This window comes from Bradyrhizobium sp. P5_C12, from assembly GCF_054049735.1.
In genome coordinates this window covers 1-20,346 of the sequence record NZ_JBFULU010000027.1, presented here as the reverse complement: position 1 = coordinate 20,346, position 20,346 = coordinate 1, and the positions used below count along the sequence as shown (strand labels likewise).

Annotated in this window: 23 protein-coding genes; 18 read left to right on the top strand and 5 right to left on the bottom strand. The window is 63.8% G+C overall.

Translation table 11 applies throughout. The features are described 5' to 3' along the window. Positions 1-63: 63 nt before the first annotated feature. Together ACXJMY_RS23085 and ACXJMY_RS23080 are read left to right on the top strand one after the other, a co-directional pair. Positions 64-858, top strand: coding sequence for an adenylate/guanylate cyclase domain-containing protein (locus tag ACXJMY_RS23085; RefSeq protein WP_456621648.1), 795 nt, complete (start codon positions 64-66; stop codon positions 856-858). A gap of 348 nt (positions 859-1,206) precedes the next feature. Then, positions 1,207-1,479, top strand: a complete 273-nt coding sequence (locus ACXJMY_RS23080; RefSeq protein WP_456621647.1) for a hypothetical protein — start codon at positions 1,207-1,209, stop codon at positions 1,477-1,479. A 170-nt stretch (positions 1,480-1,649) separates the two neighbouring features. Here ACXJMY_RS23080 and ACXJMY_RS23075 read toward each other — a convergent pair whose 3' ends face one another. Then, entirely contained in the window at positions 1,650-2,651 is a 1,002-nt protein-coding gene (locus ACXJMY_RS23075) for an NADP-dependent oxidoreductase (protein ID WP_456621646.1), read from the bottom strand. Positions 2,652-2,722: 71 nt separating this feature from the next. Further along, positions 2,723-3,580 (bottom strand): oxidoreductase, encoded by an 858-nt coding sequence (locus ACXJMY_RS23070; protein ID WP_456621645.1) that lies wholly within the window; start codon positions 3,578-3,580, stop codon positions 2,723-2,725. 117 nt (positions 3,581-3,697) lie between these two features. Between ACXJMY_RS23070 and ACXJMY_RS23065 the strand changes: the two genes are divergently transcribed. The 10 genes from ACXJMY_RS23065 to ACXJMY_RS23020 all read left to right on the top strand — a co-directional run bounded on the left by ACXJMY_RS23065 (position 3,698) and on the right by ACXJMY_RS23020 (position 13,309). Then, positions 3,698-4,249 carry a TetR/AcrR family transcriptional regulator gene (locus ACXJMY_RS23065; protein ID WP_456621644.1) on the top strand — a complete coding sequence of 184 codons (552 nt, stop codon included), beginning with the start codon at positions 3,698-3,700 and terminating at the stop codon, positions 4,247-4,249. A 197-nt stretch (positions 4,250-4,446) separates the two neighbouring features. After that, positions 4,447-4,626 (top strand): hypothetical protein, encoded by a 180-nt coding sequence (locus ACXJMY_RS23060; RefSeq protein WP_456621643.1) that lies wholly within the window; start codon positions 4,447-4,449, stop codon positions 4,624-4,626. Between the two features lie 338 nt (positions 4,627-4,964). Beyond that, a complete protein-coding gene (locus tag ACXJMY_RS23055; protein ID WP_456621642.1) occupies positions 4,965-6,233 on the top strand; it encodes an NHLP bacteriocin system secretion protein in 1,269 nt (422 codons plus the stop codon). A 12-nt stretch (positions 6,234-6,245) separates the two neighbouring features. Then, positions 6,246-8,462 (top strand): NHLP family bacteriocin export ABC transporter peptidase/permease/ATPase subunit, encoded by a 2,217-nt coding sequence (locus tag ACXJMY_RS23050; protein WP_456621641.1) that lies wholly within the window; start codon positions 6,246-6,248, stop codon positions 8,460-8,462. Further along, positions 8,459-11,365 (top strand): NHLP bacteriocin export ABC transporter permease/ATPase subunit, encoded by a 2,907-nt coding sequence (locus ACXJMY_RS23045; RefSeq protein ID WP_456621640.1) that lies wholly within the window; start codon positions 8,459-8,461, stop codon positions 11,363-11,365. The genes ACXJMY_RS23050 and ACXJMY_RS23045 overlap by 4 nt, the downstream gene beginning before the upstream one ends. A 93-nt stretch (positions 11,366-11,458) precedes the next feature. Continuing rightward, complete coding sequence (locus ACXJMY_RS23040) at positions 11,459-12,022, top strand: cyclic nucleotide-binding domain-containing protein (RefSeq protein ID WP_456621639.1); 564 nt, start codon at positions 11,459-11,461, stop codon at positions 12,020-12,022. 257 nt (positions 12,023-12,279) lie between these two features. Further along, positions 12,280-12,453 (top strand): hypothetical protein, encoded by a 174-nt coding sequence (locus tag ACXJMY_RS23035; protein WP_456621638.1) that lies wholly within the window; start codon positions 12,280-12,282, stop codon positions 12,451-12,453. 38 nt (positions 12,454-12,491) lie between these two features. Then, positions 12,492-12,695, top strand: a complete 204-nt coding sequence (locus ACXJMY_RS23030; RefSeq protein ID WP_456621637.1) for a hypothetical protein — start codon at positions 12,492-12,494, stop codon at positions 12,693-12,695. A gap of 190 nt (positions 12,696-12,885) precedes the next feature. Further along, positions 12,886-13,074 carry a hypothetical protein gene (locus tag ACXJMY_RS23025; protein ID WP_456621636.1) on the top strand — a complete coding sequence of 63 codons (189 nt, stop codon included), beginning with the start codon at positions 12,886-12,888 and terminating at the stop codon, positions 13,072-13,074. 46 nt (positions 13,075-13,120) lie between these two features. After that, positions 13,121-13,309, top strand: coding sequence for a hypothetical protein (locus ACXJMY_RS23020; protein ID WP_456621635.1), 189 nt, complete (start codon positions 13,121-13,123; stop codon positions 13,307-13,309). Positions 13,310-13,403: 94 nt separating this feature from the next. Here ACXJMY_RS23020 and ACXJMY_RS23015 read toward each other — a convergent pair whose 3' ends face one another. Next, positions 13,404-14,810, bottom strand: a complete 1,407-nt coding sequence (locus ACXJMY_RS23015; RefSeq protein WP_456621634.1) for a DHA2 family efflux MFS transporter permease subunit — start codon at positions 14,808-14,810, stop codon at positions 13,404-13,406. Positions 14,811-15,073: 263 nt separating this feature from the next. On the opposite strand from ACXJMY_RS23015, the gene ACXJMY_RS23010 reads away from it, so the two are divergent. The 5 genes from ACXJMY_RS23010 to ACXJMY_RS22990 all read left to right on the top strand — a co-directional run bounded on the left by ACXJMY_RS23010 (position 15,074) and on the right by ACXJMY_RS22990 (position 17,980). Then, positions 15,074-15,382 carry a hypothetical protein gene (locus ACXJMY_RS23010; RefSeq protein WP_456621633.1) on the top strand — a complete coding sequence of 103 codons (309 nt, stop codon included), beginning with the start codon at positions 15,074-15,076 and terminating at the stop codon, positions 15,380-15,382. 20 nt (positions 15,383-15,402) lie between these two features. Next, complete coding sequence (locus ACXJMY_RS23005) at positions 15,403-16,293, top strand: sigma-70 family RNA polymerase sigma factor (RefSeq protein ID WP_456621632.1); 891 nt, start codon at positions 15,403-15,405, stop codon at positions 16,291-16,293. A 172-nt stretch (positions 16,294-16,465) separates the two neighbouring features. Next, the gene (locus tag ACXJMY_RS23000; RefSeq protein ID WP_456621631.1) at positions 16,466-16,732 is read left to right on the top strand and encodes a DUF3551 domain-containing protein; all 267 of its coding nucleotides are present in this window, start codon (positions 16,466-16,468) and stop codon (positions 16,730-16,732) included. 239 nt (positions 16,733-16,971) lie between these two features. After that, positions 16,972-17,244 (top strand): hypothetical protein, encoded by a 273-nt coding sequence (locus tag ACXJMY_RS22995; RefSeq protein WP_456621630.1) that lies wholly within the window; start codon positions 16,972-16,974, stop codon positions 17,242-17,244. Positions 17,245-17,413: 169 nt separating this feature from the next. Next, positions 17,414-17,980, top strand: a complete 567-nt coding sequence (locus ACXJMY_RS22990) for a DUF1697 domain-containing protein (RefSeq protein ID WP_456621629.1) — start codon at positions 17,414-17,416, stop codon at positions 17,978-17,980. Positions 17,981-18,047: 67 nt separating this feature from the next. Here ACXJMY_RS22990 and ACXJMY_RS22985 read toward each other — a convergent pair whose 3' ends face one another. Continuing rightward, entirely contained in the window at positions 18,048-18,176 is a 129-nt protein-coding gene (locus ACXJMY_RS22985; protein WP_007600646.1) for a hypothetical protein, read from the bottom strand. A 79-nt stretch (positions 18,177-18,255) separates the two neighbouring features. Then, the gene (locus tag ACXJMY_RS22980; protein ID WP_456621628.1) at positions 18,256-18,717 is read right to left on the bottom strand and encodes a universal stress protein; all 462 of its coding nucleotides are present in this window, start codon (positions 18,715-18,717) and stop codon (positions 18,256-18,258) included. 1,104 nt (positions 18,718-19,821) lie between these two features. On the opposite strand from ACXJMY_RS22980, the gene ACXJMY_RS22975 reads away from it, so the two are divergent. Further along, positions 19,822-20,346, top strand: a 525-nt coding sequence (locus tag ACXJMY_RS22975; protein WP_456621627.1) for a hypothetical protein, incomplete at its 3' end; no start/stop codon positions are given.

The following is a 20,346-nucleotide window of genomic DNA, read 5'->3' as shown; positions in this document are numbered from 1 at the left end:
GGATTGTGCGATTACGTTTGGCGCCAGGCCCGCCCAAACGTTCCATCGATTGGCCGCACCTTCATGCCGAAATTCCTTCGTATCGGAGTCCATCAGTCCAACGTTTCCGGATACACGTCGAAGGCGTGGTGTGTCAGGCGGGTTGGATCGGCGGTGTTCCTGAAGTGGGGCGCCGTTGAGGTCCAGGGCGCCGGCGACGGGCGAAAGGTTTACTGGACCCGTCTGCCGCAGGAGAAGACAGTCCGGTGCGGCACGGCGCAGCGTGCCCAGGACTATGCGAAGGCCGCGATCGCGCGGCGACGCAACCATCGCTACGAGCCGCTGGCCGGACCCATTGCGAACCGGCGCCGCTCCGCCGCCGGTAGTGCCGACCTCAAACAGACACTCGCCACCATCCTGATCGTCGATATCGTCGGCTCCACCGAAAAGGCCGCCAAGCTCGGCGATGCGCGCTGGACAAAAATCATGGGCCACTATTACGCGGCCGTCCGCAAGGAGCTGAAGACGTCGCGCGGCAAGGAAGTCACGACCACGGGCGACGGCGTGTTGGCGACGTTCAAGGCGCCGGCCGCCGGCGTCAGTTGCGCGACCGCGATCCAGAAGGCCGTGCGCACGCTGGGGCTCGAGATCAGGGTGGGGCTGCATGCGGGCGAGTACACGGTCAGCGGCGGCGAAATGGTCGGTCTCGCCTTCCACATCGGCACGCGCGTCGCCGCCAAGGCGCGTGCCGGCGAAGTCCTGGTCTCGAGCGCGGTCAAGGAGCTGATGTCGAAGTCCGACATCCGCTTCAGGGATCACGGCGTTCACCAGCTCAAGGGCGTGCCGGAGCGATGGCGGCTGTACCGGGTGGAGCATTGAGGGGAGGCCGGCTCGCGTTCCGGTCTGGCGGGCCCGCAATGATTGCCGAGGTTGGGCTATCGGCGCTTGAGGATCACGGCTTCCCAGAAMMACCGGGACGCTTCGGCTTGCGCTTCGTGCACGCCGAGACCGATGTCGCGGAGAAAATCTCGCTTGTCCCTGAGATCCGCACGCAGCTCTGCCCTGAAACGAGACCGCTGCCACCATGTGACGGGCAGGCCGACGATCGCGCGGACGCCCAGGCCATCATCACCTGGGGCAAACCCCGTTACCGGCATGACCGGCGCCCGATCGGGAACTGCGGCTTGCGCCCTTGCGGGCGTCCTTGTCTGCAAAGCTTGCGATGGCATGTCGTCAAAATCCTCCAACTCGGGCGTGGTCGCCGGCGCGCAACAAGCCGCTGACACGGCGCTGGTGTCGGCAGCTGCCGAAGCCGGCTGGGTCATCGGCTTCTCGCTCGACGCCAATGTCCGCCACGATGGTTGCCTGACGTCCAGGAACCATGCCGCCGTCGTTGCCGGCGTCAGTCAGGCGTCACCGGGCCGTTATTTTTCCCTCGGAGGGGTAATAATCTTCAAAATGCGCTCGCCGGAGGCGGTCAGTCGCGCAAATCCCGCGTGATCCCAGGAATGACGGAGTGTCCCCGCGCTTTGCGGGGTTGTCGGCCCATCTCGCGGGCTTGGCGCCCCGGGGGCGTGCCGCCGGGACGCTTGGGGGGCCGATGGTGCCCGTGGATACTGCCGTCGCGCTTTGGACTTCGCGCGGCAGCCGCGGCGGCCGGATCGACGCCATTACCTCATCTGGACGACGACCTTGCCCTTGGCTCGCCCCATTTCGAGATAGGCCAACGCTTCTTTCGCCTGTTCGAACGGGAAGACCCTGTCGATCACCGGCCGGATGCGCTCCGCCTTGAGAAGCTCGCCGATCTCGGCGAGTTGCCTGCCGTCGGGATGCACGAACAGGAACGAATAGGCGGCGCCACGCTTGCCGGCCTGGCGAATGATCTTGCGGCTCAGCAGTCCGAACAGCAGCACCATGAAGACATTCATCCCTCGGGCGCGCGCGAACGCGGTGTCCGGGGGCCCGATGAGCGAAGCAATCGTGCTTCCCGGCCTCAGGATCCGAAGCGATGTCTCGAGCGCATCGCCCCTGACCGTGCCCAGCACGGCGTCGTAGTCCCGCAGCACCTCCTCGAATTGCTGTTTCTTGTAGTCGACCACCTCGTCAGCCCCGAGGCTGCGCACCAGGTCGATATTCCCTGTGCTGGTCGTCGTCCCCACTTTTGCTCCGAGATATTTCGCGAGCTGGATCGCGAACGTGCCGATACCGCCGGCGCCTGCGGGGATGAACACCTTTTGACCCGGCTTGAGACCTGCTCGCTCCCTCAGCGCCTGCCACGACGTCAGGCCGACCATCGGGATCGAGGCCGCTTGCACGAAGTCCAGGTTTGGCGGCTTGAGCGCGGCGGCATCCTCCGGCACGCGCGCGAATTCAGCGAGAGCGCCGGTTCCGAGATCGAAGATGCTGGCGAAGACGGCATCGCCCGGCTTGAAGCGCGTCACCCGACTTCCCACCTCGACGACGACGCCCGCAAGATCGCTGCCCAGCGTGGCCGGCAGATCAAACTTGAGGATGGGCTTGAACGTCCCTTTCGCAATCATGTTGTCGATCGGGTTCAAGCCCGCGGCGTGAACCTGGACCAGAATCTCGTTCGGCGCGGGCGTCGGCCGAGGGATGTCGGCCAACGCGACCTGATCCGGCTTGCCGTAACGCTTGAAGGTAAGAGCTCGCATTTTTCCTCTCGGTCCGAAGGTTCTTCGCAGTGGCGGCGGCAGGAGGCCGCGCGTGCGCCGGTTGCGCGCGGTCAGAAGGCCCGCGCGGTGCGCGCGGGCTGCGATGCCGCCGGCGCATCAAGCCGCAGGTCCTTGCGAATCCCGGCGTCCACCAGGCCGGCTGGCGCAAATCTGCGCAGAAATCGCAGGCGCTTCGCGAGGCTACCGGCCGCGTAGCGGAGCTGCGGGCGCGCCGCGCTCGCCGCCTTCAGCACGGTCTCGGCCACGACACCGGGCTGCTCGGCAGTGGCCATCACCTCGTTCACCCTCCTGGTCACGCCCGCGCGCGCCTCGCGATACGCATCGAGCTTGGCATCGGGCTCCATGAAGTTCGCGTCGAATGGCGTCTTGGTGTACGCAGGCTCGATCACCGAGACCCGGATGCCCCTCGTGCGCAGTTCATGGTCGAGTGATTCCGAATAACCCGCCACCGCGTGCTTGGTTGCGGCATAGAGCGCGCCATAAGGCATCGGCAGAAAGCCGAGCACGGAGCCGATGTTGATGATGCGGCCATTCCCCTGGCGCCGCATGTGTGGCACGACGGCGCGCGTCATCCGGACAAGTCCGAAAAAGTTGGTCTCGAAAATCGCTCTCGCCTGGTCGATCGAGCTCTCTTCCGCCCCCGCGGGAGCAACCCCAAAGCCGGCGTTGTTCACGAGCAGATCGATGCGGCCGTCGCGCCGCATCACTTCGCTGACGGCGGCTTCGACGGATTCATCGCTGGTCACGTCGAGCGACAGCATCTCGAACGATGGCCTGCCGGCCTGGGCTCCCCGCCGGCTGGTGCCGTAGACCTTGTAGCCGGCTTGCGCGAGCCGCTCCGCCGTGGCTTCGCCGATCCCGGACGAGGCGCCGGTCACAAGTGCGATCTTTGATGTGATCCTGTTCATGAGCTTCTCCGGGCTGACAATTGGTCCCAAAATCTGTTTGATTACGATCGTAACTATTGATATAGATGACGATCGTAATTATAATTGTCAAGACCCCGTGCCCCCAGGACCAGCGACATGCGCGTTTCAAAGGAACAGGCCGCCAAAAATCGCGAGCGCATTCTTCAGGCCGCCTCCCGCCTCATGCGGGAGCACGGCATCTCCGGCGTCGGTGTTGACGCGCTCGCCGAGGCGGCCGGGATGACCCACGGCAGCCTGTACAGTCAGTTCGGCTCCAAGGAGCGGCTGGTCGAGGAAGCGGTGGCCTATGCGATAAGTGCGAAAGGGCAGGAATTGCCCGAGGTGTTTGCGCTCGACGACTACGTCTCGGAATACCTCTCGCCGGCGCATCGCGATGATCCCGCAAGCGGCTGCCCCTTTGCCGCCCTGGCTTGTGAGGTGTCACGCCAAAGCAGCGGCGTGAGGGACCGTTTCACCGCCGGCGTGCGCGGCATGATCGCTCTGCTGAGCAGCCGAATGCCGTCCGGGCTGAAGCCGCGCCAGCGTGAGGACAAGGCGCTCGCGGCCACCGCCTCCCTGGTCGGCGCCCTTGTGCTCGCCCGGGCCGTGAACGATCCCAAGCTATCGGATGATATTCTTCGCGCGACGAGGAATTCGCTGGCGGGGTGACAGTGCACTCAATTCAGCGGTCGTCGAACCGGCGAAAGCCATTGAGTGCACCGTGATCCCTTGCGATTTAGACGAAATACGGCATCTGCCGTATCGCAGAGCGGCGGAGATAAAGATACGAAGCTCTGTCTCGGGGGCGAATTTCGTCTCGAGCATTCGCTTGAGACGCTTGGCATCGATGAAACCGGAGATGGAATATGACCGTTGCGCAAGATGCGAATAAACAGGGGGAAGCTGAGGGCCTCGCGGACGCCGCTCCGGACAAGAGTTCCCAGACCTTGTTGACGTCTGAAAAGGATGCGCTCGGCGATAAGTCCCTGGACGATGTTTCCGGCGGCACTTGGCGGCCGTTCAGTACCTATGGCAAGGGGGGCTAGAAGGCACCTGAGCCGACGACGGCTCGAAGAGGTCACCTCTGCCGCCGCGCATTGGTCCGGAAATGGTAAATCTCGATATAGCCATGTCCGCTCTATCCATTCCTGGAAGAGCGGACATGCAGTGAGCGTGGGGTTGCAATGTCGGGCCCCGAACAGCACCACTAAAACCGCAGTCGTCCCTCCGACTATCTGACCTCAGGGTTCATAGCGTGACCGGCTTGGAAAGCGGGCGATCAAAGCTTTGCCCGCGCGGGCAGGCAATATCTGCTTGAAAAAGCGAAAACGTTCCTGCCAAATCGAGTTGGCTCGAAGTGGGTTCGGCATTTGCGGGGGCCTCTGTGAAAAGGGGGACGGAACGAATCTTTCGGGAAGCGGCCATCGAGCGGCTTTCGAATCCCGAACAGCTCGACCATGTCGTCGGGGTCACGCGCCCGTTCGACTGGATGGCCGCGGCGGCGCTGGCGCTGGGACTGGTCGTGCTGGTGGCCTGGAGCGTGCTCGGCCGCATCCCGACCCGGGTGTCCGGCGATGGCATCTTGCTGAGCAGCGGCGGTCGCCTGGTCGATGCCGTATCCGCTGTCAGCGGCAAGCTGGCCTCGCTCGATGTCGGCATCGGCGATGCCGTCCGCCGCGATCAGGTGATCGCCCGCGTCGTCCAGACCGAGACCGAGCAGCGGCTTCGGCAGGCGAGAGATGTCCTGCGCGAGCGCGAACGCGAGCATGCGGAGCTCACCAGTGCGATCTCGCGGGAGATCGATGCCAAGCTTGCCAACTATGCGGCTCAGGAAGCAGGTCTTGGCAGCGTGATCGCGGCTGCCGAGAAGCGCACCGCCTACCTCACGGATGAAGTGGCGAAGCTCGAGCCTGCCGCGGCGAACGGAACTGTCACACGCAGATATCTCGAGGACCGTCGCGTCGAGCTCAACAACGCGCGGGAACGCATCACAGACGCACGCAACGATAGTCTCAAGCTCAACGCGCAGCGGCTGGATCTGCAGAGCCAACGTGAGCGCGATCGCATGCTGTCGGAATTCAAGGTCAATGATTCCAGGCGGGTGGTTGAGCAGCTTGCGGCCGAGCTGGAGCGCGGATCGCAAATTCTCAGCCCCGTTGACGGGCGTGTCGTCGAACTCAAGGTGTCCAGTGGCGCGGTGCTTGCCGTTGGTGCGCCGGTGATCGAAATCGAGATCGCGGGACAGGTCCTGGAGGCAACCATCTACATGCCGCCGGACCGCGGCAAGACCATCAGGCCGGGCATGGAGGTTCGCATCGAGCCGTCCACGATCAAGCGGGAAGAATACGGTGCGATTGTCGGCCATGTCGTGGCGATCTCGGATTTTCCGGTAACGCCTCAGGGCATGCTGGCGGATCTGCACAACGATGCATTGGTCAAGCGCTTCTCCGCGGACGGCGCGCCTTATGCGGCCAAGGTGGCCCTGGAGCGCGACCCGTCAACCCTCAGCCTGTATCGCTGGACCTCCGGCAAGGGGCCGCCGATCCAGCTCTCGAGCGGCACGCTGACCCGCGCCGAGGTCACAACGCGCGAGCAGCGGCCGATCGATCTGGTGATCCCGCTGACGAGGCGGCTGACCGGAATTGGCGGTTAGGATCGCCAGCGCATGACCGCGTCATCGCAGCAAACCGACGGCCAGCGGGGTTTCTTCGCTCGCCTCGGCAACCGGATCGGGCGCATGCGGCGGCGTTGGGTCACGCCCACGGTGTTCCAGATGGAAGCGCTGGAATGCGGCGCGGCCTCGCTCGCGATGGTCCTGGCCCATCACGGTCTCTGGGTGCCGCTGGAAAGGCTGCGCGAAGCATGCGGCGTGTCCCGGGATGGCAGCAAGGCCAGCAACGTGCTGAAGGCCGCGCGGCAGTTCGGACTGACGGCAAAGGGGTTCAGGAAGGAGCCGGCAACGCTGCATGAGCTGCCGATGCCATCGATCATCCACTGGAACTTCAACCATTTCGTGGTGCTCGAAAGGCTGGATGCGGATTGCGCCTATATCAACGATCCCTCGGTTGGGCGTCGCAAGGTCGGCCATGATGAGTTCGATGCGTCCTTCACCGGCGTCGTCCTAGCGATGGAGCCGGGACCCGAATTCAAGCCGGGCGGGCGCGAGCCCGATTTTTTTCCGCTGCTGAGGCGGCGGCTGTCGAATTCGTTGGGGGCGGTGCTGCTGCTGGTCGCGCTCAGCATGGCGCTCGTGGTCCCCACCATACTGGTTCCGGCATTCGCAAAAATCTTTGTCGATGACGTCCTGATCAAGCATGTCGAGGGCTGGTTCACGCCCTTGCTGATCGGCATGGCGATGACAGCCTTGGCGCGGGCGCTGATGACGGCGTTTCAACAGTCGCTGCTGCTGCGCATCCAGACCAAGCTGACGGTGACGATGGTCAGCCAGTTGCTATGGCACGTCCTGACCCTCCCGATGGAGTTCTTCACCCAGCGGCACTCGGGCGACCTCGCCAACCGAATCGCCGCCAGCGAACAGATCGCGCAATTGCTTTCGAACGGGGTGGCCGCCAATGCCCTGAACCTGATCTCGGTCGTCTTCATCGCCGTCACGATGGCGTTCTACGATGGTCTCCTGGCCGCGATCAGCATCGCCATGGCTCTCCTCAATGTCCTCGTCCTGAGGCTGGTCGCGCGCCAGCGCGAGGATCTCAACCGCAAGCTGACCATCGAGCGTGCCAAGCTGAATGGAGGCACCATCGAGATCATCCGCACGATCGAGACGATCAAGGCCGGCGGTCTGGAAGACGACGCCTTCGCGCGCTGGGCGGGGTTTCAGGCCAAGGTCCTCAACGCCGAGCGTGATCTCGGCGTCTACTCCACCTTCCTCGACACCTGCCCGATCTTCCTGACCGGATTGACCGTGGCGATCGTGTTGGGGGTGGGCGGCTTGCGCATCGTCGATGGCGCATTGACCATCGGCGGCCTTGTCGCCTTGCAGGCCCTGCTCACCAGCCTGGTCGAGCCGATCAACGCACTCGTGCAGCAGACCACGGCCTTCCTGGCCATCAAGGGCAATCTGTTCCGGATCGAAGACGTCTTCAACTATCCCGCCCGTCCCCTGGTGCCGATCGAGCGTGCGCCCGCCCGCATGCCGGCAAAACTGTCAGGCCGGGTCGAGTTGAACGACGTTTCGTTCGGCTATTCGGCGCTCGAGCCGCCGCTGATCGAGGATTTCTCGCTGGTCGTCGAACCCGGTTGCCGGGTGGCCCTGATCGGCGCATCGGGCAGCGGCAAATCCACCATTGGGCGGCTGGTCAGCGGCCTCTACCGGCCATGGTCCGGCGACATCCGCCTCGACGGCTGGTCGATGACCGAGATTCCCCAGGAGATATTCACCAACTCGGTCGCCTATATCGACCAGGAGATCCTGCTGTTCGAGGGGACAGTCCGCAACAACCTCACACTCTGGGACGACACCGTGGCTGAGGCCAGCGTGTCGCGGGCGCTCAAGGATGCGCTGATCCATGAAGACATCGCCGTCCGCGCCGGCAATTACGATTGCCACGTGGCCGAGGATGGCAGGAATTTCAGCGGCGGCCAGCGACAGCGGCTCGAGATCGCGCGGGCGCTGGCGAGCAATCCTTCCGTGGTCGTCCTCGACGAGGCCACCTCGGCGCTGGATCCGATCGTCGAAAAGGCGATTGACGACAATCTCCGGCGCAGGGGATGCACCTGCATCATCGTCGCCCACCGGCTCAGCACGATTCGCGATTGCGACGAGATCCTCGTGATGAGCAACGGGCGGATCGTGCAGCGGGGGACGCATCAGGAGCTGCTCGCCGAGGGTGGTGAATATGTTCAGCTGGTGTCGAGCGAATGAGCAGCGCGTACCAGCCTCCCTCGCTCGAAACGCCGCCCTGGCGCGAAGGCGCGGCGGTAAGCCCGGTCGCACTCGAGAGCCATCGACCTTTGCCGATCAATGATGCTGATCTCGTGCTGCAAATCGTGCGCGGCTATGTCGACCTGTTTGCAGTCAGGCAGAGTGCCGGCGGCGAGCCGAGCCGGCGGCATCATTTGTTCCGGGTCGAGCAGGGCGCAGTCGTTTTCGGGCTGCCCGCTATCCGCGATGGAAACGGGAATTTTGTGGCCGTGATTGCGGTCGGCGGTCTGGAGACCGAGGCCGTGGTCGATCATCGTGGCCGTTTTGCGGATCGGGACGCGATCGACGCATGGACCGCGCTTGTGTCGGGAATCATCGCGGCCTCTCCTCAAGGAGCGGTCGTGCAGCAGGCCGCGATCGGCTCGCGATACGCGCTGGCATCCGGCGACATTGTTCGGCTGTCCGGCCGCCAGGTCGGCTGGATCGCAATCGCGCATGGGACCATCGGCGTGATGGAGCTGCCGCAGCCCCATGGCCCCGGAGAGGGGCCCTCGCCGATGCCGCCGGGGACGTGGATCGTTGCCCGCGAGGCCGCGACCCTGGAGGTTCGGGAGAGCACGGCATTCTCGCTTGCCGAGATCTGGGCCGCGCTCGATCGCTTCCATGGACGCGTCATGGAGAGCCTGTGTCGCAGGATCGACGAGGACACCCTGGCGGAGGCCAGGCGCCTGAGCCTGCGCTCAGGTCTCAACCGGCAGCGCCGGACCAGCATTGTCGGCCGTCTTGCCGGCATCATCACGGCCGGGTCCGAAGCATCGCAGCCCGGCGCGGAAGGGGCCGGCCGTCTGCTCGCCGCCTGCCGGGAGGTTGGAGCCGCCATGGGCCTCTCGCTCCAGGCTCCCGCCAATATGGCGTCGGACGCTGACGATCTTGCGCGCGCCGTGAGGATCGCAGCGGCGTCGCGGGTGCGAATACGGCGCCTGTTGCTGCGCGCGGACTGGCAGACCAACAGTGCCGGTCCGTTCGTCGCGTTCCTTGGCGAAGACCGGCGGGCCGTCGCGATCCTCCCCAAGGCAGGCGGCCGCCACATCATCGTCGACCCCGGCGCCGGCACGCGCCGCGAATTGACGCGGGCCGTCGCCGCCGAACTGGCCCCCGAGGCGGTGATGTTCTATCGCCCGCTGCCGTCGCGGGCCCTGACGGTTCGCGATCTCCTGAAGTTCGGCGCCGCGACGGTCCGGGGCGATGTCCTGCGGATCATGCTGGCGGCCCTGTGCCTCGGCCTTCTCGCGCTGGCGACGCCGCTCGTGACCAAGCTGCTGATCGATTCCGTGCTCCCGCGCGCGGAAGTCGACCAGCTCCTGATCTGCGCCATCGCGCTCGGTGTCGTGACGCTGGTGGCCGGCGGATTTCAGATGATGCAAGGCATCGCCATGCTCCGGCTCGAGAGCCGGCTGGACTTTGTGGTGCAGGCGGCAATTGTCGACCGCCTGCTGCGGATGCCGACCGCTTTCTTCCGCGACTTCTCAGTTGGCGACCTCGCGGACCGCACGCTTGGTGTCGAAGCCGTCCGCACCATTGTCACCGGCCGCGCCATTCGCGGATTTCTGGCGCTGGTGTCCTGCGTTTTCAGTTTTGCCGTGATGTTCGCCCTCGACATCAGGCTGGGCCTGTTGGCCGCCGCGCTGGCCATGCTGCGCGTCGCAATGGTGGTCGCGATCAGCCTGGTCCGGCTGTCGGAGGAGCGCGAGAGCCTTCATCTTCAGGGATGGCTGGAGGGGTTGGTTCTACAGCTCCTCACCGGCGTTGGAAAACTGCGGATTGCGAACGCGACCATGCAGGCGCTCTCGATCTGGGTCGAGCGCTTTTCCGAGCAGAAGCGCCATTTCATTGCCTCGCAGCGTGCGCAAAACCTCCAGAAGAGCCTCGATGCGGCGTTTCCTGCGTTGGCGACACTGCTCATCTTTGCCCTGGCCCAGACCACGTCCGGCGCGAGGCCGGTGCACGAGCTTGGGACGTTCCTGGCATTCTATGCGGCATTCGGTCTGTCGCTCGCCGCGGTCGGCGAGTGGGCGCTGGCGATCGGGGAACTGCTGGTCGCAATCCCGAGGATCGAGCGGATCAAGCCGATCATCTCGACGCCGACCGAGATCAGTGACGAGCGGAAGTCGGTCGGCGAGATCAGCGGCTCGATCGAGTTTGCCAACGTGTCGTTCCGCTATGGCGAGAGCGGGCCGCTGATCCTCGACGATGTCAGCCTCAGTGTCGGGACAGGAGAATACCTCGCCATTGTCGGTCCGTCGGGGAGCGGCAAGTCGACACTGTTCCGATTGCTGCTCGGGTTCGAGAAGCCGGAATCCGGCGTGATCTTTGTCGACGGCAAGTCGCTCGAGACGATCGACCTCGGCTTGTTGCGCCGCGATGTCGGGGTCGTGCTGCAGAACTCCAGGCTCGCCTCCGGCAGCGTCTATGAAAACATCTGCGGCACAGCCCGTCTGTCGATTGACCAGGCCTGGGAGATCGCCCGGCTGGCGGGATTGGACCGTGATCTCGAGGCCATGCCCATGGGCATGCAGACGCTCGTTGCCGAGGGCGTCAACACGCTTTCGGGCGGCCAGCGCCAGCGATTGCTGATCGCGCGGGCGCTGGCGCATCGGCCGCGGCTCCTGCTGATGGATGAGGCCACCAGTGCGCTCGACAACCGGTCCCAGGCCATCGTCAGCGAGTCGATATCGAGGCTCAATTTGACACGGATCGTCATCGCGCACCGGCTCAGCACCGTTCGGTCGGCGGACCGGATTGTCGTGCTGGGCGGCGGCAGGATCGTGCAGACCGGCAGCTTCGCCGAGTTGATGGCGCAGCCGGGCCTGTTTGCGGATTTCGCGGAACGTCAACTGATCTGAAGCATGATCCGGAAAAGTGTGCCGCGGTTTTCCGAATGGATCATGCTCAAACAAGGAGCTAAAGCGCGATGACGCGCTTTAGGGATCACCGATATGCGCAAGGTCCTCTTCATATTCGGCGTGCTGAACGACTCCGACATCGACTGGATGGCCCGTACCGGCTCCCGCCGCGGCATCGGGCGACAGGAGGTCCTGATCGAAGAGGGCGTGCCGATCTCGTCGATTGTGCTGCTGTTGCAGGGACGAATGGGCGTGAGCGTGTCCGGCATCGGCGAGATCGCCCAGCTCGAGGCGGGCGACTTCGTCGGTGAGATGTCGCTGGTCGATTCCGCGCCGCCCTCGGCCACGGTGGCTGCCAAGGTCGATTCGGTTGCACTGTTCCTGGACAAGCAGGTCCTGCTGCGAAAGCTCGCGGGAGACCACGCCTTTGCCAGCCGCTTTTATCGCGCTCTCGCCATCCTGCTGTCGGACCGGCTGCGCGCCACCGAGCGCAGGATGGCCTATGGTGAGCAGGAAACCGGACTGGGGGACGAAGCGACGCGGTTGAAGGACGAGCTTGATCCTGCCGTGCTCGACCAGGTGTCGATCGCGGGCGAGCGATTTGACCGTCTGCTCAAGCTCGTGGAGGAGGTCGCGATGAAAGGCGCCGGATCCTGAGATCGAAGGCAAATCCCTTCGAAGGCAGCGCCTTTCGAAGGGGGCCCTTTCGACACGTCCTCGTGACCGACGACGAAAATACGGCATCTGCCGTATCGCTCGCCAATCGATCCGGCGGTACCTTCACCCTCAAGCGCATGAAGCCATGCGCGACGCCAGAAGCCGTTTTCCTAAGCCCTTGAATATTCAGGAATGACGTCATTGAGCGTCGTTGCAACTCAGGGTTGGAAGATCATCATTTTAAGTGGAGATTGAACATGACCAATAAGCAGGACACGAATTCGAAGCCGGCAGCCGAATCTCTCGATAGCCGCAAGGATGCCGCTCAGAACAAGGCATCCCAGATCTCGACCTCTGAAAAGGATGCCCTCAGCGACAGCTCCCTGAACGACGTCTCCGGCGGCCGCGTGCCTCCGACCCACGGGTTCTGACGTCCGCGCTTGGCATTGATGAGAGCTGGAGATCGAACATGACCGATCAGCAGGACACGAATTCCACAGCGAACGCGGTACCCGGCGAGAGCCTCAAGGACGGCGCTCAGAACACAGTGTCCCAAATCTCGCCGGCGACTGATGCGCTTAGCGACAGCTCGCTGGACAAAGTGTCAGGCGGCACCTGGCCGTTCAGCCCCACTGCGGCGGCCAGCTACAGCGTCAACGGCCCGGGGGGCTAGCCGAAAAGCGCTCCGCCGCGCGTCGGTGGGGAATGGCCCATCGCCAAAGCCCCGGCCGATGCCACGAAACAAAGGGCGACGCCGGGGAAATCGTTTTCTCCGGCTCTTGAAGTCCTTACGAAACAAGACCAGCGCAGCATTTCCAACGTCGGGTTGACCCAATCGACATTGATGAAGGTGGAGATTTAACATGACCAACAAGCAAGACACGAATTCCGAAGGCGACGTCGTACCTCACCAGAACCTCAAGGACGGTGTGGAGAACAAGATTTCGTCGCCGCCGGGGAAGGATGCGCTCGGCGATGGCGCGCTGGACGATGTCTCAGGCGGCCTTTGGCCCCAGGTCATGAGCGGTAATACATACAACAAGGGGATCTGATCTTGGGGCCTGACCGGCCCAGCATTGCTGAAGGTGGAGATTGAATATGAGCAACGCGCACGGCGCCAATTCCAAAGGTGAAGCCGAACCTCGCGACCTGAAGGACGTCGCCGAGACCAAGATCTCGTCCAGGTCCGACAAGGATGGACTTGGTGACAGCGCCCTGGACGATGTGTCGGGCGGCGGGTGGCCGTACCAAGGTATGAGTTCCCGGCAGGTCACTCCGACCATCTAATCTTACCACGGTGACAGTGCACTTAGCTCCTGGGCCTCGAACCCGCGAAAGCAGCCGAAGCCATCAAGTGCACTGTCACTGTCATCTGTGAGCGTCACGCATCTTGTGGCGCGGCTGCTGCGGCGGTGCGTTGCCGTGCCGGCAGGAAAAACCCCGCAATCGCGCCGGCCAGCGACAGCGTTGCGGCGAGGCTCATCGCCGCGGCAAATCCGCTCTCGAAATGCACGGCCGAATCGACCCCACCGTTGGCCGAGAAAGTCGCCACCAGCGCAGCGATGCCGAACATGCCGCCGAGGAAGCGGCCCATGTTGAAGACGCCGGACGCCTTGCCCATTTCGGCCACCGCGACCGAGCTCAGGATGGCGTTCTGCGCTGCCGGCATCGCCATCGAGACGCCGACGCCGGCCAGCACCAGCGGTGCGACCAGCGCGGAGTAGGCAACCGCGGGATTCACGATCTCGGCGATCCAGCCAAGGCCGACCGCCYGCATCAGCAATCCCGTCACCACCAGCGGCCGCTCGCCGAACCTGTTGACGACCGCGCCGGCGATCGGGGCGGTGACGAACAGCGTCGCCGTCCAGGGCAGCAGGCGAAGTCCGGCGCCGAAGGCGTCGAAGCCCAGCGCGGTCTGCAGGAACTGCGGCAGTAGGAACACGACGCCATACATCGCGGCGTAGAACAGGACGCTTGCGGACATGCCGGAGGCGAGGGCGCGCGATGCGAACAGCCGCATCGGCACCATCGGCGCGGCCGCGCGCAACTCCCAGAGCACGAAGCCGGCCGCGAACACCAGGCCTGACATCAGCGCGCCCATGACCTCGGCGCTCGCCCACCCCACGGCGTTGCCGCGCAACAGGCTCCAGACCAGCGCCAGCGCCGCAAGGGCGACGAGCGACAGTCCGGGGATGTCCAATGCGGCGGCCGGTCCGAAGCTTTCGCGCAACCGTGCCAGCACCAGGGCGATCGCGATCAGCCCGATCGGCAGGTTGATCCAGAACACCCAGCGCCAGCCGAGTTGCTCGGTGATGAAGCCGCCGATGGCCGGGCCGATGATCAGCGCGCAGCCGGTGATGCTGCTGAAAATGCCGAGCGCGCGGGCGCGCTCCTCGCGGCCGAACGTGCCGCTCAGGATCGCCATTGCGAGCGGCATCACCAGCGCGGCGCCGGCGCCCTGCAGCGCGCGGGCGGCGATCAGCGCGGTGGCATTGCCCGCGAGCGCACAGGCCGCCGACGCAACGACGAACAAGGCGATCCCGGCCGCGAACATGCGGCGGCGACCGAAGCGGTCGCCGAGCGCGGCGCCGGTCAGGAGCAGCACGGCAAAGGTCAGGTTGAAGGCGTTGACGGTCCATTGCAGCGTCTCGACCGGGCTGCCGAATTCGGCGCGGATGGCCGCGAATGCCGTCGTAACGATCATGGCGTCCAGCGCCATCATGAAGGATGCCAGCGCGGTGACGCCAAGCACCCAGTTCTGCTCGGCGCGATTGGTCGGGGTCTGCATCGCCCTGTCTCCGTGTGTCGCGCCGCCCTGTCGCGGCGCGTTCTGCCGGCTAGACGAGGCCGGAGGGGCAAAGGATGCGCCCGGAAATAATTTTTGCCGGGCCGCATCCTTCGCCGGCCGGCAAACGTCCTAGGGGTGTCGTGGCCATTTGCGCGAGCTCGATCCGGAACAGCGGGGCAACGGTTTTCCGGGAAGGGCATGCTAAAATGGAGAGATGGCGCGCGATGAGCGAGCCAGGTCGCGACATGAGCAAGGAGCACGCGATGAGAAGGACGTTGATCAGATACAAGGCCAAGCCGGAGCTGGCCGACAGGAACGCCGAGCTGGTTTCGGCCGTATTTGCCGAATTGAAGGCGGCCGGGCCGGACGGCGTGCGCTATCTGACGCTGCGGCTGGAGGACGACACCTTCATCCATCTTGTCGAGGCCGCGGCCGAGGACGGCTCGAGCCCGATCCCGAAGCTCAAGGCGTTTCAGGCATTCCAGGACGGCATCCGCGACCGCTGCGTGGAGCCGCCGCTGGTTCGTGATGTGAGGATCGTCGGCAACTACCGTATGCTGGACGAGTCCTGACCAGGCGAGGCGGAGGAGAAATGGCGCCAGACCCGCTGGCCACCGTCGATATCGAGGCCCTGCTGGCGCGAATGCGGCCGAAACTGCATCGCTACTGCGCGCGCATGGTCGGCTCGGTCGTCGACGGTGAGGATGTGCTGCAGGATGCGCTGATCAAGGCGGTGGAAGCGCTGCAATCGGTCACGCCCGTCGTCAATCCGGAGGGCTGGCTGTTCCGCGTCGCGCACAACACCGCGCTGGATTTCCTGCGTCGTCGCAACCGGCAGGAGGCGCTGCATTCGGCTGAGGAGGTGGAGATGATTGCCGACCAGCTCGATGATGTGGAAAGCCGCCAGATCGCTGCGACCAGCCTGCGCACCTTCATGCGGCTGCCGGTGGCGCAGCGGTCCAGCGTGATCCTGATGGACGTGCTCGGCTGCTCGCTTGCCGAGGTCTGCGACATCATGGATTTCAGCCTGCCGGCGGTCAAGGCCGCGCTGCATCGCGGGCGCACGCAGCTGCGTGAGTTTGCCGAGGAGCCCGACGATGTGCCGCAGCCGGGCCTGTCGGACGCCGATCGCACGCGGCTCAACGCCTATGTCGGCCATTTCAATGCCCGCGACTTCGACGCGATCCGCGCCATGATCGCCGATGACGTCAGGCTCGAGCTCGTCAACCGCACCAGGCTGAATGGCAAGGCCGAGGTGTCGCGCTATTTCGGCAATTATTCGAAGATCAGCGACTGGCACCTGGTGACGGGGCAGGTCGACGGACGTCCCGCGATCCTGGTGTTCGATCCGAATGAGCCGAACGGGCGGGCGAAATATTTCATGCTGCTGAACTGGTCCGCCGACAAGCTCGCCACCATCAGGGATTTTCGTCACGCAGCCTACGTGATCGATGGCGCGGAGTGCGTGGTGGATGGAGGGTGAGCTCGCGACGCGGCCGGTGGCTGCATCGCCGCGCGCAAGAGTGGAGCACGGGCGTGCCGCCCCTGTGGCACATAACAGCGATTTAATCTCTCCGCCTGCGACGTATTCGAGATCTGAAACGTTAGCTTGCGAGAGTTCTCGCATCCAGCGAGCGCTACGCAGGAGCTCCCTCATGCATCGTCATCTCGCCATCGCCGTCCTTGCGGCCCTTTCCACCCTGACCGTCGCGGCAACCTCTACCGCCGCGTCCGCAACCGAGGTGCAAGACACCTATTGCCTGCAGGGCCGCCAATCGGGCTACCCCGGCAATTGCGAGTTTTCCACCTATGAGCAGTGCCAGGCCACCGCGAGCGGCACCGACGAGAGCTGCGGTATCAACCCGATGCGGGCCTACGCGCCGCAGCAGCAACGGCACGTGCTGCATCGCAGCCGGGATTGAGCGGCAAGCGATGAAAGGCGCCGGCGACGGCGCCCTTATGTGGCTGCTCCACCGAACAAGAAGCAATGCGTCGGGACGCATGGGCGGCCCGTCGATGGCATGCAATCCAGCGCAGTTGTCGTCATCTCCCGAAATCGCGAAAGACCTGATGCGGCCCTCGATGGCAGACATCGGGACGGCCGCAATCGCGGCGACCGGAGTATTCGAGTATCTTCGCGATCGGAGAGGCAAGCGCGATCATGCCCAGGTTCCTGCAATGGTTCTTTCGGAGCCGCGAAACCGGTGACATCACGATCGCCCAGGCCCCCAACCTCGTTCTCTGGGTCGTCATCGTGGCCGGCGTCCTGCGCTGGGGCTGGCAGCCGCCGGGCGCTGCCGCTATTGCCCTGGACATCGTGTTCAAAGGCGGCCTCATCGTTTGGGCCCTCGACGAGATTTTCCGCGGGGTGAACCCATGGCGGCGCTGTCTTGGCGGAGCCGTGCTGGCTTATGAGTTCACGACCTTTCTGTGATGGATCGCCCGGAATACTGCACGAAGCTTGATGTTGCCGGCCGGAATACCAGTGGCTTCATGGTGCGGGCTATTACGGTGACAGTGCTGGACTGCACCCCTAAGATATTTGACCTTGCGAAAGATAAGGCTGGTCAGGATAGTCGACCGAAAACGAGAGCCATCCAGCGATGACGACCTATGTGGCCCTGCTTTACAGTGTGGTTCTCCCGCTCGGCCGGCGATTGGCGATGGCCGAGCTGCGTGCCATGGCGCAAGGCCTCGGTCTCCATAACCCCAGAACCGTCGGCGCGACGGGAAATCTGACTTTCGAGAGCGACAAGGCGTCGATTTCCGGGTTGGAGAAAAATCTTGAAGCCGCCTTCAACGTGCGGTTCGGCAAGCATGTCGCAATTATCGTTCGCAATGCTGACGCGTGGCGACGCCTGCTGCGCGCAAACCCGTTCAGTGCCGAAGCGGCCGCTGACCCGGGAAGGGTCGCCGTTCGCGTGATGCGCAGCCCGATCCCGAAAGGCGGCGAAAACGCCCTGGCACGCTATATCAGCGATGAACGAATTGCCGTCGCCGGTGGCGATCTCTGGATCCATTTTACCGGCGATCCAGCGCGATCGCGTCTGCTTTCGGCGTTAGGTGCGGGACGCCTGAAAGGCGTCGGCACGTTGCGCACCACGAATACGCTAAGGCGCATCGGTGACGCCGTGACTTTGGCCCGATCCAGCCTCGCAGATCGAAAATAAATCCGATCGCTGGGGACGTGCACTGTCATCGCAACCCCCCGGTCAAAGAGCGGTCATCAACTCAATATCACCGCACCCCCGTGCCTTTGCAGCGCTGGCACTTCACCACCTTGTCGCCCTTCTTGAGCAAGCCTTTGCCTTCGCAATTTTTGCATTTCTGCTTCTTCTTGATGTTCGGGCCTTTTTCACTAGTCATGAAATTCTCCTGCCGCGAGAGCGCGGTCTTGTGCGGTAGCCCGGCGGAACAGCCAGGTGGCGCCGGGTAAGCCCTACACTTATGCCGGCTTCGGCACCACCAGCACCGGCACGCTTCCGTCCACGAGGACCTCGGATGTCTGGCTGCCCAGGAACAGCTTCCTGAGGCCGCGGCGCCCATGAGAGGCCATGACGATCAAGTCGCAGCCCCTGGACTTTGCTGTTTCAATGATCGCTGTGGCCGGGTGCGCATTCGGAACATGCAGGAGTTCTGCAGACGCACCGACCTGCTCCGACATGGCGCGCGCTTCGTCAAGCACTTTGCCCGCACGGACCTTGCAGGCCGCGTCAAAGCTGTCGATCTCGTCCTGCGTCGGAATCCATCCCGAGTCGTGTCCGCCCCCATAGTCGACCGGCAGCGCTTCCGTCACCGTGATGATTGTCAGCCTGGCGTTCAAAGCCTTCGCCAAGGCAATGCCATGCTCAACGCCTTTTCGCGCGACCTCCGATCCATCCGTGCTCAAGAGGATGTTGGCGTACATTCGGTGGCTCCCTTGCTCGTCGAACAAAGTGATGCCCGGTTAATATGATCCGATACGCGCTGTGGGTCCATGTGCGTTTTCGGCCATGGTCTCGCTGTCGCGGCTTCGTAAAGGCTCGCCTCGCACTGCGTGGGCGCGCTTGGTTCTCGGTCAACTAAACTTTTACTCACGTTCGATGCAGAGTAGCCGAATCCGGATCTCTGCCTCGTGTTCGCGAAGATTGTCGGCGCCTCAGGCAAATCGAAAACTACTTCGTGACTTGGGAATAAGCGCGCGACAACGCACGTCTATGGGTGGTGGATCGGATCTCCTGCCTCGCGGGGGATCACCCAATCGAAAGGAACCACCACCATGACTACATTCAAAAATCCCATCGGGTCAGTCCTGTCCAAGGCCTTGTTGACCGGACTGGTCGTCACCGCAATCTTCAGCACGCCGCTCGAGGCGCGTGAGCACCGCACCAGCGATCGACACGCCGGACAGAGCGCGGGGTCGAGCATCCATCGTATCGAGGGCGACCGGTCGATCGGTGCGCCGGCCTACCGCGCATTTGCGCCAGTGCCCTCGGATCAACCGGGTGGAGTTTGCGACCACGGGGATAACCCGATGATATGCTGAGCATCCGACCTCGCCGGCGTTACGGTGACACTGTCACCGTATTGCTAAGGCGGTTTCATCGGGGGGCTCCGCGATATTTTGCGCATGATGGGAACCGACGCGGTCATTTCTTGGAGCCCATCAGCGTCGGCTCGATGCTGTACTCTTCAAGCTGCACGATGCCCGTTCCCATACCTCGATCACGGATGAAAGAGAGATAGTTGAACTGAATCCCAGTTTCGACCGATCCTTCGCGCGCGCTTTCAACCAAAGGGCGTTTACAACCGACGACCCGCATAGTAAGCGAATGAACCTTCCTGGCAGGCGCCGGACGAGCAGAGGGGGCGAGATGCTCTCACCTTGCGAGAGTGTGGGGTGGTGGCAACAAGTGGCGGTCATGACTGAGCGCCATGGCCCTTGTTTGAGCTGCCCGCCCAAGGAGCGCAGTGCAAGGCATGCGCTTGGCTCTGCGACGGCAGAGCGGGTGCCGTAGACGGAGCCGGCCAGATGGATCTCGACAGCTTCGCGCGCATGTTCGATTGCTCCGTTCCTGAAATCCTGCGGCGGCTGCGCAGCGACAGAAACGATTTCTGGCGCTGGTGGTGGACGCAATACGCGTCGGAGCCGATGGGCATGCACCATGCAAGCCTCGGCCGAACGCTGTCCCACTTCGCCAAGATATTGAGCGGGATCGACCTCAGCGGCTTCCTGCAAGAGATTGATGCGCATCCGGGAAACTGGGACTTCGGCACCAAGCGCAAGGCGATCGGTGTCCAGCAGCACACCGACGCCATCATGCTACGCTCAGCCGAATTCATCCCCATGTCCGGGCGCGACAACGTCGATGTCATGATGGACGTACAGGAATCCAAGCTTGCCGGGCCTGCCGAGCAGTATCCGAGATTGATGCATTTCCTCAGCGAGTTTGCCGAGCAGCATGGCAAGGGCACCCTGGCCCGTGCCATGATCGTGCGCCTTTCGCCGAGAATGGAAGTTGGGCGTCACTGGGATTCCGGCTATTATTACTTATGC

Excerpts from the sequence above, each read along its gene's own strand:
- ACXJMY_RS23085 (WP_456621648.1), top strand. The coding sequence starts at position 64 with ATGCCGAAATTCCTTCGTATCGGAGTCCATCAGTCCAACGTTTCCGGA.
- ACXJMY_RS23010 (WP_456621633.1), top strand. The coding sequence starts at position 15,074 with ATGAGAAGGACGTTGATCAGATACAAGGCCAAGCCGGAGCTGGCCGAC.
- ACXJMY_RS22985 (WP_007600646.1), bottom strand. The coding sequence starts at position 18,176 with ATGACTAGTGAAAAAGGCCCGAACATCAAGAAGAAGCAGAAATGCAAA.
- ACXJMY_RS23000 (WP_456621631.1), top strand. The coding sequence starts at position 16,466 with ATGCATCGTCATCTCGCCATCGCCGTCCTTGCGGCCCTTTCCACCCTG.
- ACXJMY_RS23020 (WP_456621635.1), top strand. The coding sequence starts at position 13,121 with ATGAGCAACGCGCACGGCGCCAATTCCAAAGGTGAAGCCGAACCTCGC.
- ACXJMY_RS23080 (WP_456621647.1), top strand. The coding sequence starts at position 1,207 with ATGTCGTCAAAATCCTCCAACTCGGGCGTGGTCGCCGGCGCGCAACAA.
- ACXJMY_RS23045 (WP_456621640.1), top strand. The coding sequence starts at position 8,459 with ATGAGCAGCGCGTACCAGCCTCCCTCGCTCGAAACGCCGCCCTGGCGC.
- ACXJMY_RS22995 (WP_456621630.1), top strand. The coding sequence starts at position 16,972 with ATGCCCAGGTTCCTGCAATGGTTCTTTCGGAGCCGCGAAACCGGTGAC.
- ACXJMY_RS23025 (WP_456621636.1), top strand. The coding sequence starts at position 12,886 with ATGACCAACAAGCAAGACACGAATTCCGAAGGCGACGTCGTACCTCAC.
- ACXJMY_RS23040 (WP_456621639.1), top strand. The coding sequence starts at position 11,459 with ATGCGCAAGGTCCTCTTCATATTCGGCGTGCTGAACGACTCCGACATC.
- ACXJMY_RS22980 (WP_456621628.1), bottom strand. The coding sequence starts at position 18,717 with ATGTACGCCAACATCCTCTTGAGCACGGATGGATCGGAGGTCGCGCGA.
- ACXJMY_RS23005 (WP_456621632.1), top strand. The coding sequence starts at position 15,403 with ATGGCGCCAGACCCGCTGGCCACCGTCGATATCGAGGCCCTGCTGGCG.
- ACXJMY_RS23030 (WP_456621637.1), top strand. The coding sequence starts at position 12,492 with ATGACCGATCAGCAGGACACGAATTCCACAGCGAACGCGGTACCCGGC.
- ACXJMY_RS23050 (WP_456621641.1), top strand. The coding sequence starts at position 6,246 with ATGACCGCGTCATCGCAGCAAACCGACGGCCAGCGGGGTTTCTTCGCT.
- ACXJMY_RS23060 (WP_456621643.1), top strand. The coding sequence starts at position 4,447 with ATGACCGTTGCGCAAGATGCGAATAAACAGGGGGAAGCTGAGGGCCTC.
- ACXJMY_RS22990 (WP_456621629.1), top strand. The coding sequence starts at position 17,414 with ATGACGACCTATGTGGCCCTGCTTTACAGTGTGGTTCTCCCGCTCGGC.
- ACXJMY_RS23065 (WP_456621644.1), top strand. The coding sequence starts at position 3,698 with ATGCGCGTTTCAAAGGAACAGGCCGCCAAAAATCGCGAGCGCATTCTT.
- ACXJMY_RS23070 (WP_456621645.1), bottom strand. The coding sequence starts at position 3,580 with ATGAACAGGATCACATCAAAGATCGCACTTGTGACCGGCGCCTCGTCC.
- ACXJMY_RS23035 (WP_456621638.1), top strand. The coding sequence starts at position 12,280 with ATGACCAATAAGCAGGACACGAATTCGAAGCCGGCAGCCGAATCTCTC.
- ACXJMY_RS23075 (WP_456621646.1), bottom strand. The coding sequence starts at position 2,651 with ATGCGAGCTCTTACCTTCAAGCGTTACGGCAAGCCGGATCAGGTCGCG.